General features: G+C 36.9%; 15 protein-coding genes. 8 read left to right on the top strand and 7 right to left on the bottom strand.

All coding sequences use genetic code 11. The annotated features are described in order from the left end of the window. The first annotated feature begins 1 nt into the window (after position 1). A complete protein-coding gene (fliS, locus tag AC4IFO_RS13280; protein ID WP_219249017.1) occupies positions 2 to 400 on the top strand; it encodes a flagellar export chaperone FliS in 399 nt (132 codons plus the stop codon). Further along, positions 390 to 779 (top strand): flagellar protein FliT, encoded by a 390-nt coding sequence (gene fliT / locus AC4IFO_RS13275; protein WP_219249018.1) that lies wholly within the window; start codon positions 390 to 392, stop codon positions 777 to 779. Before fliS ends, fliT begins: the two co-directional genes overlap by 11 nt. A 45-nt stretch (positions 780 to 824) precedes the next feature. On the opposite strand, the gene def is transcribed toward fliT, so the two are convergent. Then, positions 825 to 1,334, bottom strand: coding sequence for a peptide deformylase (def, locus tag AC4IFO_RS13270; protein WP_490735007.1), 510 nt, complete (start codon positions 1,332 to 1,334; stop codon positions 825 to 827). A 601-nt stretch (positions 1,335 to 1,935) separates the two neighbouring features. On the opposite strand from def, the gene AC4IFO_RS13265 reads away from it, so the two are divergent. Beyond that, complete coding sequence (locus AC4IFO_RS13265) at positions 1,936 to 2,688, top strand: YadA C-terminal domain-containing protein (RefSeq protein ID WP_490735006.1); 753 nt, start codon at positions 1,936 to 1,938, stop codon at positions 2,686 to 2,688. Between the two features lie 586 nt (positions 2,689 to 3,274). Continuing rightward, positions 3,275 to 3,724, top strand: a complete 450-nt coding sequence (locus tag AC4IFO_RS13260; RefSeq protein ID WP_490735004.1) for a DUF1097 domain-containing protein — start codon at positions 3,275 to 3,277, stop codon at positions 3,722 to 3,724. A gap of 489 nt (positions 3,725 to 4,213) precedes the next feature. Here AC4IFO_RS13260 and AC4IFO_RS13255 read toward each other — a convergent pair whose 3' ends face one another. The 3 genes from AC4IFO_RS13255 to AC4IFO_RS13245 form a co-directional block, all read right to left on the bottom strand. Beyond that, positions 4,214 to 4,516: a hypothetical protein gene (locus AC4IFO_RS13255; RefSeq protein ID WP_490735002.1), complete on the bottom strand. Its 303-nt coding sequence runs from the start codon at positions 4,514 to 4,516 to the stop codon at positions 4,214 to 4,216. Between the two features lie 52 nt (positions 4,517 to 4,568). After that, entirely contained in the window at positions 4,569 to 4,928 is a 360-nt protein-coding gene (locus tag AC4IFO_RS13250; protein ID WP_490735000.1) for an MmcQ/YjbR family DNA-binding protein, read from the bottom strand. Between the two features lie 93 nt (positions 4,929 to 5,021). Beyond that, complete coding sequence (locus tag AC4IFO_RS13245) at positions 5,022 to 6,596, bottom strand: phytoene desaturase family protein (RefSeq protein ID WP_490734998.1); 1,575 nt, start codon at positions 6,594 to 6,596, stop codon at positions 5,022 to 5,024. A gap of 1,085 nt (positions 6,597 to 7,681) precedes the next feature. Here AC4IFO_RS13245 and AC4IFO_RS13240 point away from each other — a divergent pair. The 3 genes from AC4IFO_RS13240 to AC4IFO_RS13230 are packed head-to-tail and all read left to right on the top strand — an operon-like array spanning position 7,682 to position 10,845. Next, entirely contained in the window at positions 7,682 to 8,530 is an 849-nt protein-coding gene (locus tag AC4IFO_RS13240; RefSeq protein ID WP_490734996.1) for an efflux RND transporter periplasmic adaptor subunit, read from the top strand. A gap of 3 nt (positions 8,531 to 8,533) precedes the next feature. Continuing rightward, positions 8,534 to 10,168, top strand: a complete 1,635-nt coding sequence (locus AC4IFO_RS13235) for an FUSC family protein (protein WP_490734994.1) — start codon at positions 8,534 to 8,536, stop codon at positions 10,166 to 10,168. A 17-nt stretch (positions 10,169 to 10,185) separates the two neighbouring features. Then, the gene (locus AC4IFO_RS13230; RefSeq protein ID WP_490734992.1) at positions 10,186 to 10,845 is read left to right on the top strand and encodes a MarC family NAAT transporter; all 660 of its coding nucleotides are present in this window, start codon (positions 10,186 to 10,188) and stop codon (positions 10,843 to 10,845) included. A gap of 465 nt (positions 10,846 to 11,310) precedes the next feature. Here the strand turns inward: AC4IFO_RS13230 and cspE are convergent, their stop codons facing one another. The 3 genes from cspE to AC4IFO_RS13215 all read right to left on the bottom strand — a co-directional run bounded on the left by cspE (position 11,311) and on the right by AC4IFO_RS13215 (position 13,061). Continuing rightward, positions 11,311 to 11,523: a transcription antiterminator/RNA stability regulator CspE gene (gene cspE, locus AC4IFO_RS13225; RefSeq protein ID WP_490734990.1), complete on the bottom strand. Its 213-nt coding sequence runs from the start codon at positions 11,521 to 11,523 to the stop codon at positions 11,311 to 11,313. A gap of 337 nt (positions 11,524 to 11,860) precedes the next feature. Continuing rightward, positions 11,861 to 12,319, bottom strand: a complete 459-nt coding sequence (locus AC4IFO_RS13220; RefSeq protein WP_490734989.1) for an Hsp20 family protein — start codon at positions 12,317 to 12,319, stop codon at positions 11,861 to 11,863. A 394-nt stretch (positions 12,320 to 12,713) separates the two neighbouring features. Then, positions 12,714 to 13,061, bottom strand: a complete 348-nt coding sequence (locus AC4IFO_RS13215) for a hypothetical protein (protein ID WP_490734987.1) — start codon at positions 13,059 to 13,061, stop codon at positions 12,714 to 12,716. Between the two features lie 146 nt (positions 13,062 to 13,207). Between AC4IFO_RS13215 and AC4IFO_RS13210 the strand changes: the two genes are divergently transcribed. Continuing rightward, positions 13,208 to 13,597: a hypothetical protein gene (locus AC4IFO_RS13210; RefSeq protein WP_490734985.1), complete on the top strand. Its 390-nt coding sequence runs from the start codon at positions 13,208 to 13,210 to the stop codon at positions 13,595 to 13,597. Positions 13,598 to 13,855 lie beyond the last annotated feature (258 nt).

Raw genomic sequence — 13,855 nt, 5'->3', positions numbered from 1 at the left:
TATGTATCAACGTCACGCAAAACACGCCTACCAGCAGGTTGATTTGGAGAGTGAAATCACCAACGCGACCCCGTACCAGCTGATCCAAATCCTGTTTAAAGGGGCGCTAAGTGCCCTAAAACGCGGGGAGATTTTTATGCAGCAAGGGAAGGTGGCTGAAAAAGGTAAAGAAATCTCAAAAGCTATCGACATCATTGACACTGGGTTAAAGCAGTCGTTAAATTATGACGCTGGCGGCGAACTTGCAGAAAATTTAGCAAGTTTATATGAGTATATGACAATGCAGCTACTCCGTGCCAACCTCGAAAACAACGTGGCTTATGTCCAAGAAGTTTACCAGTTACTCTCCGATATCGCCTCTGCATGGCAACAAATCGGTGCAAATGTGGATGAAAGATAATCAGGTGGACAATAAAAATCCTATCGATTTACAAGAAATATACCGTAATGTCTTAGTATTAAGTGAAAATTTAGTTGCCTTAGCGCAATCTGGGGAATGGGAGACTCTGGTCTCCCGCGAAACGGAGTATGTCCTTGCGGTGGAAAACCTCACCGCGTTAACGCAAGCGTTCGAAGAACAGCAGCCAATCACTGAGGAATTTATTCAGTTATTGCATAAAATTATTGAAAATGAACGTGTGACTAAAGAATATTTACAACAGCATTTAAACTTTTTAAGCAAAGAAATTAAGCAATTAGACCAAAAACGGGTGCTCAATAACAGCTATGGGCAATTTGATGAGCCCGACGCCCCGTTAGTCATTCGCCCTAGGGAATAAAATTTGGGTGTCAGGCCAACAGACCTGACACGCCTCTTCCAACGACTATTGTTGCTGTTTTAAACGTTGCTGTTTTTTCAGCTTTTTAAGCAGCATATTGCGTTTTAACGTGGATAAGTGGTCGAGGAATACTTTGCCGTGTAAGTGGTCAATTTCATGTTGCATCACGATGGCTAAAAACTCATCGCTATCCACCTCAAACGCCTTACCGTGTCTATCAAACGCTTTCACTTTCACACGTAAGAAACGGTCGACATCCGCGTAGATTTCAGGCACTGACAAGCACCCTTCTTGGTAGCTGGTTTCCCCTTCGCTTTCGACGATTTCAGGGTTCACAAACACCATTGGTTGATCACGGTTTTCCGAAATATCAATCACCATAATGGATTTGGTTTCTGCGATTTGCGTAGCAGCAAGGCCAATGCCGTTATCTGTGCTGTACATAGTATCGATTAAATCATCGATTAACGTTTGTACCACGGCGAAATCCGTCACTGGGCTGCATTTAATGCGCAGTCTTTCATCGGGAATTTCAATAATTTCTCTTACTGCCATAATTTAAATCCTATGAATTCAGTCTTTATTCTTAATAATTGAATCTATTGCTCAGCCAAATTATCTAAACGAACAAAGTTGCATAAGCAAGCACCTCAACACCGCGCGTTAAACACGTTAAGGGGAGATAGGCTTGCGCGCCTTTCTTTCTAATGAGTAGCCTAATAAATAAGTATGGAAAACATTATCAACGTTTTCATTTGCCAAAAATAGGCAAAAAATGACATTGTGATTTAACCTTACTCGCAACTTGCCGGTTTTTTCGCCATAATGCCTGACCAAGCAATTTAAAATTTCGTGTAAAAACAAGGTACAATGCGGCTTGGCAGAAAAATACCATGTTATTTAACAAACTTCACCTAAAATGTGCAAAAAGTGTCATTTAGCGAATTAATCATTTCACAATTATCTATTTGTAGCCACTTGCCATCACTGATTTAAATAACACTGGCGTGAAACTACCCCACCACGAATATCCCGAATAAACCGCCTTGTATAAGCGATTTTTCATTTTAGCCAAAAGCCCCTAGCATACGGATGTCATTCAAATGATGACAAATAAAAATGGAATAAATAATTTATTATTGATAAGGAATTCAATATGAGAATAAATAACCGTGCCATTTCGCTTGCTTCAATACTGCTTGTCACTGTGTCTTGTTATACGCTAGCTAACCCCCTTCCCCCATCCCCGACGGAACTTGAGAAAATCCAGTATGATTTAGGCCGTCTGTCGAGTAATGAGCGAAACTTCCATGACCGAATGAATTACTTTGAGTCCCTTACCGATATAAATCGCAACAATATCAAAAAAATAAGCCACATCACCAAAAACCTGACTGCCAGCCAAGCCAATAATAAGAAAGACATTGAAAACCAGCTAAAAAATAGCAATAAAATGACTGAGTTAAAATTGGAAGATGCAGCAAACAGAAGCCAAAGCTACACCAACCTCAGTGTTGATAACCTTCGTCTTCAAAGCTTCGACAAAATGGATAAACTCAGTGATCAAGTTTATGGGGAAATTATTAATATCAACGACCAGCTGGATGAAAAAATTGTTCAGCTCGATAACCGCTATGAGCAGCAAGTTACGCAGCTAAAACATAAAATCAATAAATCCGCCAAACAAGCCAATTCAGGCATCGCCTCTGTTGCCGCCATGAGCAATATCCCCTATTCCTTAAATAGCCGCTTCAGTGCAGGGCTTGGTATCGGCCATTATAAAAACGGCAAAGCACTTGCCGCAGGGGCACAGTACCAAGTGAGAAAAAATGTGAACCTGCGTAGCTCTATTGCATGGAATAATGCCAATAGCCCAGTGATTGGTGCGGGTGTCGCTGTTGGCTGGTAACGCTGTGTAATCGCCGTGCTTTCTTCTGCCAAGTCTCAAAGCACCTTACGCGGCAAAGTAAGATAGAGGATGCTACTTATCTTGTACAATATGCGCGGTGCAATATGCCTAGCGTTATATGATTGTGTTAGCTTCGTGGCTTCTTCTATTTATTACATAAATGAATATATTCAGGGAAATAGAATGTTGGGTAAATAAGCTATGCATAGCGAGAATTCCAATTCATTAAATAGATACATTTTCGTACTTTTTCTTTAAAAAATACAGGTAAACGATTGCAGTTGATCTAGGTTGTGAATTCAGATAAATAACCGCAGATACAAATTGCAACATAAGGATCCGCTGGATACAATGCTCGCCTTTGTTTGCTCTCACCTTTATTGGCAATCCAAAATAATCGTGATTTATTAATACGTTAAAGCAAATTTCGTTAAGAAATGCGCTATAGCTATTTTAATTAGCCAAAAGCTGAATCGAGCCAACAAATTATGTATTTTTAATTAAGCATAATAATGCAGCACTGAGCAACCGTAAGCAGCAGCTGAAGGTTCTCTGAATTGATTAACTCTAATTTGAAGTCGCTATTGTGAAATTACTTTTTTGCCTTTCATTAACTACCGCAATTCTCTCAGGCCTATGGGCGTGGGTCGCTGATTTACTTGGCTTAATTGGCTGGGCTGGCTTTCTGGGCTGTACCGCTTACTTTGCCTACCCCAAAGATGGGCTCAAAGGCCTGGGTATTACCGCATTGACGGTCAGTAGCGGTGTTGTATGGGGTTTAGTTATCTTACACAGCGGCAGCTATTTGCAAGATTTACCGAGTTTTATTGGTTATTTTGTCACAGGTTTTGTGGCCTTTTTTATGTGCATTCAAGCGAAAAAACAGTGGTTGTCATATATCCCCGGCACCTTTGTGGGTACCTGTACCATTTTTGCTGCACAAGGGGCGTGGCTGGTCACTATTCAATCATTACTGGTTGGTGTACTGTTTGGTTTTGCGATGAAGAAAAGTGGAATGTGGCTGGCGCAAAAGTGATAAAAAAAGCCGCCTCTCGGCGGCATAAAAGAATAAATAAAACCAAGGGAATTTCAAACAGAACTGATATTACCTTAAATTTCCATAACGACAATATATAACATAATGATTTAATTGGTAATTAATTAGAATAACCACTAAGTAAGCTTACATAGCCAATCGAAGAAAATGAAATAAATATTGTTAATCAAATGATAAAAAATTGATATGAGATTCATTTTTTGATTAGGTAAGCTTATCTATCTGTATAAAATTTAATTACAAATGAAACCATTGTTTGTATGGTTAATTAAATTCAGATTTATCTGTACGCTTTATAGGTGTAAAAAAACAATCAGATTAGAACGCCTTAACTAAAACACTAGTAAGTTTCAATATGAAACGGCGTTATAAAAGACGAATATGTGTTATTTCTCATTTCCGAGTAGGAGGGGAAAATGCTAAATATAAAATAGTTAGTGAAAAAATAGGTCGTTTTTAGAGCGAACGCTATTTTTGCACTTTCAACCAAAAGTTTTGTTGGCAAATATTAAAAAATTCTTTTCTTTTTGGGTAAATATTCAGACCATTCTCTTGTACTAATTGCCAAAGAATCCAACGTTCTGGGCATTGATTATCACAGTCAACCTGCTCTATTTCGATTTCCTCAGTACATGAAATCACAACGCCATCAGCAAATTGCCATTGACGGGTTTTTACTATCACTTCTGATAGTGGATCTTGCCATTGGTGGTCACTCAATAAAGTACAATTCTGGGCTACTAAGGCTTGAGATATGTAATGATAAAGCATGGTTGTTTCTGTCTATAAAGGGAAGTTTGGGGAGCTGACTATTTATCGCAAGTTAAGTGGTTAGGCGGTAGCTTTCATCAACCAAGGCTGTCAACTCAGCTGCACTTACCTCATTCCCCAGTTTAACTGTCACCCAATGCTCTTTGTTCATATGATAAGCGGGGTAAATGCCTTTTTGTAACCTCAATGAGCCGACTAACTCGGGCGGCACTTTGACATTCACAATATCAATTTTTTCCTCTCCGCCGTTTTCTATCACCTTTTTCGCTGCAATATCCATGATCACTGCAAACCATTTTGCATTATTGCTATGTTTAAAGGTCGCAAACGTCGGCGCTCTTGCCCATGGGTACTCTGGGTCAACACCATAATTATTTTGGATATACTCAATCAACTCATTTTTGTTCATCATGGGTCCCCTGCGCGTCTTAGTGAGCAAGATTATAAAGGGAATTTTATCGTGAACCTAATCAGGCTCACGATAATTTTAGTGAAGTTCAATGCGTTATTTTAAAATATGATCTGCCACCAAATAGCCCGAAATAGCATTAAGCCCCGCTCCCGGCCACGTTGCCGCACCGATCATCCACAAATTTTTAATCGGTGTTTTATACCGAGAGTGTCCTGGGAAAGGCCTAAAAATATAGTTTTGGCTGATTTGATGACTCCCCGATACACTATCACCATTCACCAAGTTTCGGTTATGCCGCATTAAATCTGCGGGGGATAACACTGCATAATCAAGGATATTCTGTTTGATATTTGGCGCGTAATCCGCAATTTTATCAATGACACGCTCGGCATAAGACTGCTTCATCGAACCCCAGTCCCCAATAGCAATTTCATTGCGGGAGTCTGCCGTTGGCGAAAATGGTAATGCCCTGACTTGTACCCACAGCGTTTCTTTCCCTTCTGGTGCGCGTGTTCGGTCACTTCGACTTTGCTGCCCGACCACCAGCATTGGGCTATCCGGTAAAATCCCCCGTTGAGCTTGGTCAAAGGTTGCTGAAATATCGTCTGTATAAGGGCCAATATGTACATAACCAAAGTTAGAGAAATCTTCCCCTGCATTCCATTCAAGGGGTTTATCCAATGCAAAGTGCAGCATCATCGTCCCCGCACCATAACGGTAGCGTTTCGCTTTTTGGATATAACTGCTCGGTAAGTGTTGTTCTTTAATCAGTGAGTTAACAATTTGTGTTGGCGTAATATTGCCAATCACTGCTTTTTTCGCACCGAAAGTTTTCCCTGACACAGTCTTTACGCCAATGGCTTTACCATTTTCGATGATGATTTCAGTGACGTCTTGTTGGGTCAGCACCTTTCCGCCATGGTTTTCAATAATTTTGGCAATACTGAGCATTAAATTCCCCACACCACCGCGGCTAATGGAAAGCCCATTAAGGTGATCGCTTAAGCTTTCTAAAAATGAAAATGTCGCCCCACCCGTCACATCAGGGCCATAATCAAGGTGAAAAGCCCAAGGAATAAACAGTGCTCGGGTTTTTGGATGCGTAAAATAGTCTTCTGAAAATTGACGAGTGGATTTAAGAATTAATTGCGCTAAATTAAGCGACTCCCCCATACCTAAGTTTCTAACCATAGAAAACAACTGCTTAGCAGCTTTAAATGAGGGTAATTCCATTTGCATTAAGGGTGCAAAATGCCCAACGGTTTTTTGAAAGTAACGGAGTAATTCCCAAAAGCTGTCGGCATCTTGCGGGGAGTATTTACGGAACATCGCATCAGTTTTCTCGCGATCTTGGTAAACACCAATCCCATCACCATCTGGAAATACATTTGAATATGGGCGGTCACTGGTGACGATGTCAAAACCATTTTGATGTAGCTGGCTTTGGTATTCTTGGTAAAATGGTGAGCCTAAAAATAACCCAATATTGGTTGCGTACAAGTCATGGTGAAAACCGGGCTGGGTAATTTCAGCTGTGCGAGCCGCGCCGCCTATCGTACCTTCACTTTCTAATACAACAACTTTAAGTCCTTTGTGCGCAAGTTTTGCCCCTGCCACAAGGCCATTGTGACCACTGCCGATAATAACGACGTCATATTGTTCATCCATTATGTTCCCCTTAATTTTTATTGTTAGCTTGAGGCCAGACCCAAGTGTTAGTTTACATGTAAACCATTTAAGTTTAGATAATGAATTTGATAACTTAGATTATTTTCTACTCTTTATTTTTACAATTTATCTTATGCAATCTGATTTTTAGTTTATGTTTTTATATTTCAATGGGATACAAGATAACAGTCATTTAACATACCACGTTAAACATGCCCTAACTTTCTTTTAAGAAACTCATTGCTGCTTTTCTTGCTATTGTTAAGTATTTCTAACGAATAATCATATTCGATGTAGATAGTATAAAATTTAAAAAATACATTTTAATCGCAGTAATATTACTTTCATCAATATACTCTTACTGCGTTCGAATAATAAAATGATAAGAGCAAATAAATCATACAAAAAACAACTTACACGTGTTTATTTATTGATAATACCCTTTTAATCATCATACAAAATAAGAGCTCAGTATGTCGAAAATAATTAAAAACACTCTTAAAATAATAAAAACCATATTATTTACTCAACGATTTTTTTGAATCATCCACTTGTTAAAAGTCGTTTAAGCTAACCTTTGGATAGATAAAAACTTAACAAAAAATATAAAAGCCAATAAAAACAAAGCATTAAGCATCATCAATGATATGTAAAAATTTAATTACTCACCATTAATTCAACAGTACTCACACCAGATAAATTAATGATATATTGTATCAATCAATTAACGATTAATGCGATAGAACTACACATTGGAATAATATAGTGTTATAACACACCGATTAATTTAGTTGGTAGTTGACTAAAAAAATCAAACATGCCAAGTTGCTAAATATCACTACAATGAAATGTTATATACATACATGGTGGAATAACCGATGACAGATCTTATTTTGGGGGGAACCGTTTTTATACCTGGGATCATACTCATATTTTTTTTAGGGTTCTTTTCATGGTTAATCTTTAGGACTACTTATATAAATTTAATGAGCAAATATGAATATGCAGGTAATCTGTTTGATATCTCTATGTTGTTTTTATGTATTTTATGCATACACTTCGTTATTAATTCGTAGTTGGTAAAAATGAATATCAGAAAATATTTAATCATCGTTCTCTCTTTGTTCATCATTATTTCCTCTATTTATTTACTCTGGAACCATTATGCATTAAGCCCGTGGACTCGTGATGGCCGGATAAGAGCTGAGATCAACCAAGTAACCGCTGAGGTTTCAGGTAAAATTGATAATCTTTTAATCATTGATAACCAAGAAGTTAAAAAAGGTGATTTGTTATTAATTATAGACCCGACAGATTATGAGATTAAAGTTCGCCAATCTGAACTCGAACTCAACGAACTGATTATTCAACATAACTTTGCAAAAAACCAATTAGCTAGGCGTACAAAACTAAACCAAGTCGCCATTTCAAAAGAAGAGCTTGAAGATGCTCAGTCTCGGCTAGCAAGTCTGACTCAAAAGATAGAGTTGGCGAAAGTAAAGATAAATAAAGCAAAGCTTGATCTTTCAAGAACGCAAATATTCTCCCCCGTTAATGGCTTTATCACGAACTTAAACCTTAGAATGGGCAATTATATTAATGCAGGCTCACCGTTGTTCGCTATTGTAGATAAAGACTCCTACTATGTTATCGCCTATTTGGAAGAAACTAAAATGACAAATGTGGTTATAGGGGATAATGCAAAAATACAGCTATATGGCAATAACAATGAATTAAGTGGAAAAGTACAAAGCATCGGCCGAGCAATCGATGATAATAACTCATCAACAGGTAACCAGTTATTAGAGAATGTGCAACCCAACTACCCGTGGGTTAGGCTAGCGCAACGTGTGCCAGTCAAAATATCGCTGCAAAATAACCAAAATATATCCTTGATCCCAGGAACGACTTGCACTGTATTTATTGAAGAGTAAGCAATGAAATTAAACTGGTTATTTGCAATCAAGTATACATTAGCTATTTTACTTGCTTGGTTTTTATCCTCTTATTTTGGCTTTGATAAGCCATATTGGTCGATGATGACCGTTGCTATTATTGGCTATCCAGATCCATCACTAAGCTTAGCTAAAATGGCAGCAAGGTTATCGGGTAGCGTTATTGGGGTTATTGCTGTTACTCTCATTGCCAATATCAGTATCAACGATCATTGGATTTTTACTGCATTAATCATTATTTGGCTATCAATATGTCTTTTTATGACATTAATTTCGCGTTATATGATGCCATATATGTTTTCGTTATCGGGTTACACCTCTGCAATCATTGCTTTCGGAACATCAGTATTCCCATTGCCAATGACAATTTTTAACTTATCTCAAGAACGGTTAATGGAAGTGACCATTGGGATTATCGTGTACACTTTTATAACCTACCTACTACCTAATCAATCGAATATACCTCAAACAAAATTAATCGATAAAAAAATAAAAACAGAAAAAAAACAGTTATTATCAAACTTGTTTAAACACCAAAATGATAAAATTCATACAAGCTTAAAAACTGTACTGGAAAGTAGCATTAGCTTTGATGAAACAAGCCAATATGAAAGCCATTTTTTATCGTTTAAAACAGCAAAGCGTAAAGCAAAACAGTTACCTATGCTGATCGTTTTTTCCATCATGGGCATGGTTGATAAACACTTTTTAAAATACACTAGCTACAAACAATTTTTAGACTTTAAAAACCAAGAACGTGATTTAACTGATAACAGCTTTTATTATTTTTTTGATTGGAAAGATGCTTTTTTAAATACACTTAGGCTAGTGATCAGCCTGGTTATTAGCGTCTTATTTTGGCTAAACACAGGCTGGGAATATGGTTATATACTCCCTGTATTAGTGAGTATTTCATTTACATTTGGGGTGACTATCCCCAATGCCAATAAACTCGCCTTTATTATATTAGTCGTTGCCATTCTAGTGATTATTGTCAGCTATATATTGAAGTTTTACTTTTTAATTCAAGCATCTAGTTATGCTCAAGCTGTAATGATCATGGCACCAATATTTTTAATTCTTGGTGTTTTAAAATCCGTAGGTAAACTCGCCTTTTTGCTTTCTCATGTCGTATGCATTTCTATGATATTTCTCATTAATTTCACTAATCCAATGGATTTTGATTTTTCTTACTTTGCTAACACTTCAATTGCACTTATTTTTTCCATTATCATTGTGATATTGATGCTATATATCATTCCACTGAGTAGTGCTCAGCAAATCGAGTCACGTAAAATGAATTTTATGTTGCAAAAAATTAGCAACATAACGCCTAAAGACCTTAATTCAGATAAATTAAAAAATACGATACTATTGAATATTAGTGCTATTTCTAACCCTAAGCACATGAATAAACTTTATGTTTTATTATCCTTAATTAGTCTCTACCAACTAGCTAAGTCACATGATGCTAAAGATGAAATTTTTTATCTCATTCATAGTGTCTCTGTAGGCAAAGATAAGAGTGTGATTCTTTCCTCAGTAAATTTAGCCGATAAATCAAACTCTGACATTAGCTTAAAATATAGCCATAATATTCTTAATTTCTTGCTCTAATTATAAACGAGGTGGACATGTTTGAATTATTAACTGCAATTGGGATTGGGCTCGCGGTATTATTGCCCTTGTCTAATCCATTAACAACTGTTGCATTATTTCTCGGCTTATCAGGTGGAATGACGATTGATGCTCGTAAGAAAACCATAAATACAACGCCTATTTATGTTTTTTTTATTATGCTTGTTTCATGGTATTCAGGCCAAGCCATTATGAACACATTCGGTGTCAGTATTCCAGGGTTAAGGATCGCAGGCGGTTTTATTGTCGCTTACATTGGCTTTAGAATGCTATTTCCAATTGTTGAAGCCAATAAAAATAGTGATGAAGAAAAGATATTGGATAATACCTCTAGCATTGCTTTCGTTCCTTTAGCGATGCCAAGTACTGCGGGGCCAGGAACAATTGCAATGATCATCAGTATGGCCTCATCTGTCATCACGAATGAAAGTGAATACCCTCATTGGGTTGTTTTAGTTGCCCCACCATTAGTTTTTTTCTTATTTTCCATTATTCTTTGGGCCTGTTTGAAAAGCTCAAATATGATCATGAAATTTTTTGGGACAAGTGGTATCGATGCAATATCAAGAATAATGGGATTTTTATTAGTTTGTATGGGAGTGCAGTTTATTATCACAGGAATTGGTGAATTAACCCGATCGGGCTTCTTTTATTAACTATTTTCCTATAACCATCATTAAACTAAGGTAAAATTAAAAGGACTGAGCCCTGTCATATACAGAATTCAGTCCTTAAAGGCAGATTAAATTATTGTCTAGTTTTATGGCCTCAGTTCACTTTTTAGGGAGCCTACCATTTGATTTACTTAAATCCCTAATGCCAAGACATTAATGACTAACAAGCAAAAACTTACAATAACTATAATGCCAATAAACATCACTTTCATGTGAATTAACTCATCATAGGTGTTGACTCAGTTAACTGTAGCCTATGAATGAGATAATTCCTAGCTCGATGACAATAATGCTTATAATAAATGCATTTAGTTAGCCTTATATACAACAAAACCTCGCAGAGCGAGGTTTTGAATAATATTCTAACTGGCTATTAATAAGCCTAAGGTTTTATCGCACTTTGATATAAGTGTGAATATTTAAACCTAAATAGATTTTTATTAATTATTACAGTGCAATTACGTTTGCAGCTGCTGGGCCTTTTGCGCCATTTTCGATAGAAAATGAAACTTGTTGGCCTTCTGCTAAAGATTTAAAGCTATCGCTCTGGATTGCAGAGAAGTGAACAAACACATCTTTGCTGCCATCTGCAGGAGTAATAAAACCAAAACCTTTATCGTCGTTAAACCATTTTACTGAACCAGTCATTGTATTAGACATAGAATTTCCTTTAATTTTTTAGATTTGCCATAAGGCACATTTTTGTTTGGTTGTTTATTGGTACTTATGGAATTAATTAGAAGGAATTCGCAATGAAGGGGTATCTGAGATAACGCTTAATGGTGAACAACTTTAAACTGACTAGCATAAATAGGCCTGTACTTCCAAACCAGTGAGAGCATTAAGCCACACATAAAACATAATTGCAATTTTATTTTACGCCCTGACACAAAATTATGCATAATTTTCTCAAAATCACACTGAGTAAATCGCCATTTAGCCCCCAATTTGAGACATAAAAAAACCCGCCAAATCTGGCGGGTTAATATTTTTAACATTATGATTTTACATCTTTATTTTCAATCGCGATGACTTGCTCTTTTTCTTCCTCTGGAATTTCATATTCAATATTTAATGCTAATAACCCACCCGATAATTCAGCAGATTCAATTTTTGCATTTTTACCTAAATTGAATTCCAGGGAGAACTTGTTTTGCGTGATCCCTTTGTGGATCCATTTTTCTGAATCATTGTTTAATTCAGTGGATTGCTCACCTTGTATACACAATTTCCCACCTTTCATGGATACCGTTAAATCATCTTCCTTATAACCTGGCACACTCACCGTTAATTGATAGTGTGTATCATCTATTTGTTTTAAATTATAAGGATGCTCTGAAGTTAACGGGCGATTACCTGTTAATTGACTAAACAATCTATCTATTTGGTCAAATCTGTTTGAAAGCAAGTTATCCGATAATGCAGGGAATAATGAAAAAGATCGAATGTTAGACATAAACGCTCCTTCAATATTGTATATCGCAAACTAAACGCACATAACCTATGCACCATTCATCATAAACCTAGTGTGGAGTAACTCTTTACCTTGGTGCGTTATTTATATAAGGCTCACAGCGAATATTTCAAGTGCTCTATAGCACTTTTTTTCAATTTTTTATTGGTAGGTTTTAAGTATTAATTGGAAGATAAAATAGGCATATTGGATATTATTTGCAGGTTATCCCAATGCCTTTATGTATCTCCATCATTTTTGTGTCACATTTTCGGCACAGCTCGTCACACCATCAATGATGGCTAAAGTGAACCCCTAGGATGTGCACTCTTCGGTTTATTGGGATATCAAAACCTTTATCTGATTGAATAACCACCCAGCCCAAGGACGGACTAGATTATTTATACATTGCTTCATTTATCGTGCCAGACACATTGTCTAGGTCAATACAATTGAATGTTAGGGTTCTATCCTCCAAAAACACTCTAATGGAATATATCTTCTCCATTGAAGCGCCTACTTCCTGTGGATATCCAGCATACGGTGCTAATTGTTCTTTTTGCCACTTTTTGCAAGACTTGAAGTCACCTAGCTCTTTCACTTTTACAAGTTGCTTATAAGGCCGTACTACTTCAGGCTTTTTATTGTTATCTAGCATTGTTTGTAGCTCATCTAAGCTGTATGTAGTAGCCATTGCCACCTGTGGAAAATACACAAGTAACATAACCGCTAGTACTCTTTTCATCTCACCACCCCACCAATTAGTTTCAGTAATGTTAGCTTAGTGAGAGTGCAAATTGAAGCAAAGCTGGCTATTACATAAGTATTGCCTATAAATTCACATGCAAGTAACTTAAACAAAGGTAATAGCGTGCCAGACTAGGATGAGTTATGGATATAAAAATAGGACAGCCACTTGATATTTCATTTGAAACCATTGGGTTTGAGGATAAATATGGCTCGGTTGAATTCAAAATAACGATAATAACGAGTGGATTCGATTATTACCAATCGATGAGCCTAAATACATGGTTATCATATTGTGATATTGATGAGTTCATCAAAAATTTGAGTGAAAAGAAAGAGTCAAAACTAACTGATTTAGGTGAGGATTTTAATCTAACAATTAACTCAAGTGAAAATTATATCGAATGGTCTCACGTAGAACATCGATATTCAAAAGATATATTTTCAACATTTAAAGTCAGAAGAGAGCTTAATGATTTTTACCCTAACATTGTAGAAGCATTTAAGGATTACCCTAGGTGGTGGGGTAAATAACTACAAGCAAACAAAAAACCTGCCGAAGCAGGTTATTCATTAGGCGTACTAGCTCAGGCTTGAACTGACAGGTTTTGTGGATAGAACACAACTATGCCTAACCGTCTGGCTTGAGCGAGGAACAGACATCCGCAGTTTTCCATAACTGATGGTGTATTTACTCACCACGTTCTAAAATACGGAGAACAATTCACAGTTTTTGTTTAGAAAAACCACACCGTCAGACCTGCTCTGCTTTAATCAAACAGGACGCTTTAA

The organism is Providencia sp. UF-224 (assembly GCF_058245955.1).
This window is presented reverse-complemented; position numbering and strand designations above follow the sequence as displayed.

Coding starts and splice junctions, on each gene's coding strand:
- fliS (WP_219249017.1), top strand. CDS start 2: ATGTATCAACGTCACGCAAAACACGCCTACCAGCAGGTTGATTTGGAG.
- fliT (WP_219249018.1), top strand. CDS start 390: ATGAAAGATAATCAGGTGGACAATAAAAATCCTATCGATTTACAAGAA.
- def (WP_490735007.1), bottom strand. CDS start 1,334: ATGGCAGTAAGAGAAATTATTGAAATTCCCGATGAAAGACTGCGCATT.
- AC4IFO_RS13265 (WP_490735006.1), top strand. CDS start 1,936: ATGAGAATAAATAACCGTGCCATTTCGCTTGCTTCAATACTGCTTGTC.
- AC4IFO_RS13255 (WP_490735002.1), bottom strand. CDS start 4,516: ATGCTTTATCATTACATATCTCAAGCCTTAGTAGCCCAGAATTGTACT.
- AC4IFO_RS13250 (WP_490735000.1), bottom strand. CDS start 4,928: ATGATGAACAAAAATGAGTTGATTGAGTATATCCAAAATAATTATGGT.
- AC4IFO_RS13245 (WP_490734998.1), bottom strand. CDS start 6,596: ATGGATGAACAATATGACGTCGTTATTATCGGCAGTGGTCACAATGGC.
- AC4IFO_RS13240 (WP_490734996.1), top strand. CDS start 7,682: ATGAATATCAGAAAATATTTAATCATCGTTCTCTCTTTGTTCATCATT.
- AC4IFO_RS13235 (WP_490734994.1), top strand. CDS start 8,534: ATGAAATTAAACTGGTTATTTGCAATCAAGTATACATTAGCTATTTTA.
- AC4IFO_RS13230 (WP_490734992.1), top strand. CDS start 10,186: ATGTTTGAATTATTAACTGCAATTGGGATTGGGCTCGCGGTATTATTG.
- cspE (WP_490734990.1), bottom strand. CDS start 11,523: ATGTCTAATACAATGACTGGTTCAGTAAAATGGTTTAACGACGATAAA.
- AC4IFO_RS13220 (WP_490734989.1), bottom strand. CDS start 12,319: ATGTCTAACATTCGATCTTTTTCATTATTCCCTGCATTATCGGATAAC.
- AC4IFO_RS13215 (WP_490734987.1), bottom strand. CDS start 13,061: ATGAAAAGAGTACTAGCGGTTATGTTACTTGTGTATTTTCCACAGGTG.
- AC4IFO_RS13210 (WP_490734985.1), top strand. CDS start 13,208: ATGGATATAAAAATAGGACAGCCACTTGATATTTCATTTGAAACCATT.